This is a genomic window from Candidatus Nitrosotalea sp. FS, assembly GCF_011319475.1.
Taxonomy (GTDB): domain Archaea; phylum Thermoproteota; class Nitrososphaeria; order Nitrososphaerales; family Nitrosopumilaceae; genus Nitrosotalea.
In genome coordinates this window covers 1-1296 of sequence record NZ_RCMC01000007.1, presented here as the reverse complement: position 1 = coordinate 1296, position 1296 = coordinate 1, and the positions used below count along the sequence as shown (strand labels likewise).

Here is a 1296-nt window from a genome sequence, read left to right as displayed (position 1 = left end):
TGACATCAAAGTAGAGTTTGCTCCAATCAGCATTGCAGTCAATCCTGTCACCAACATGATATACACATCCCACACTTCTCTTGCAGATTCAATATCGGTAATATCTGGAAAAGCAAGCAAGACAATTTCTGTCATAAAAGTAGGAGCAGATCCTATCCATGTTGCAGTCAATTCTGTTACAAATATGATATACGTAACCAACTTGAACTCGCACTCGGTATCAATAATATCCGGTTTAACAAACAAGGTTGTAGATACGGTGCAGGTAGGAGAGATACCACGTGACATATTGATCAATATCCAAACTAATACCATTTACATTGCAAATGAAGGCTCAAGTACAGTCTCTGTAATAGATGGAAAAATAGACAGCGTTGTAGCTACAATACCTGTTTGTAATATTTCTGGGTCAGAGTCTACTTTTGCCATTGACCAGGCTGAAAATACAATTTATGTGACCTGCACTGGACCTGAAGGCGCAATTGACGTGATATCAGGCACAACAAACAAGGTAACTGATACCATTCATGTGGGGCACGATCCCACAAATGTGGTATTCAATCCTAACACTCACATGCTATACACTGCAAATGATGGCNTCTCTGTAATTGATGGAAAAACAAACAGTGTTGTAGCTACAATACCTGTTTGTAATATTTCTGGGTCAGAGTCTACTTTTGCCATAGACCAGACTGAAAACATAATTTATGTGACCTGTACTGGGCCTGAAGGCGCAATAGATGTGATATCCGGTGTGACAAACAAGTTAATTGATACCATACCTGTAGGGCATGATCCTACCAATGTGGCATTCAATCCTACGACACACATGCTATACACCGCAAATAATGGTGATTATACGGTCTCTGCGGTGTCAGCCAAGACAGACAAGGTAGTAGCTACCATTCCGGTAGAACTCTTTCCAACAGTTGTAGCGTTAAACCCAGATACAAACATGATCTATGTTGCAAATGATTTCAACAGTTCTTCCAACAAATTATCAGTAATAGATGGTCAGACAAACAAGGTAGTGGCAAAAGTCAGTATTGGTTCAGGTGCCAAAAGCATTGCAGTTGATTCATCAAATAACATCATCTATGTGGTAAACTATGCTTCAAATTCAATATCAGTAATTTCGGGCAAGACAAACACATTGATTGACACAATTCCAGTAGGTGCTCTTCCAACTTCTATTGCAATCAATAATGTTACAAGTACAGTATATGTCGCAAATTGGAGATCAGACTTTGTATCCATGATACCTGTAACATCTTTGAATCTACAAACAGTTCCAGA

1 protein-coding gene and 1 pseudogene are annotated in these 1296 nt (G+C 39.2%); both read left to right on the top strand.

What is annotated here, in order from left to right; all coding sequences use genetic code 11:
• Nucleotides 1-55: 55 nt before the first annotated feature.
• A pseudogene (locus DYY66_RS15445) lies at nucleotides 56-598 on the top strand (YncE family protein); the annotation flags it as partial.
• A 231-nt stretch (nucleotides 599-829) separates the two neighbouring features.
• On the top strand, nucleotides 830-1296 hold a 467-nt coding region (locus DYY66_RS15440; RefSeq protein ID WP_394352508.1), incomplete at its 3' end, for a YncE family protein.